The organism is Pseudomonas sp. SIMBA_068, assembly GCF_046534705.1.
Lineage (GTDB): Bacteria > Pseudomonadota > Gammaproteobacteria > Pseudomonadales > Pseudomonadaceae > Aquipseudomonas > Aquipseudomonas putida.
On sequence record NZ_JAWRYI010001442.1, the window covers coordinates 1 to 242 of the forward strand.

Annotated in this window: 1 protein-coding gene; it reads left to right on the forward strand. The window is 59.5% G+C overall.

What is annotated here, in order from left to right:
* Window positions 1-242 (forward strand): glutamate ligase domain-containing protein (locus SB756_RS34400; RefSeq protein ID WP_410913796.1); only part of this gene is annotated, 242 nt, incomplete at both ends.

Consider the following 242-nt stretch of genomic DNA (forward strand, 5'->3'; position numbering starts at 1 on the left):
TATCAATGCGCGTCGACGGCTGGAGCTGCGCGGCGAAGTGAACAGCATCAAAGTCTATGATGACTTCGCCCACCATCCGACCGCGATTCTGGCGACGCTGGCTGCCCTGCGTAGCAAAGTTGCCGGCAGAGCGCGTATCCTGGCTGTGCTGGAGCCACGCTCTAATACCATGAAGATGGGCGTCAGCAAGAACGATCTGGCACCGTCGCTGGCGCGTGCTGATGAGGTCTTTCTGTTCCAGC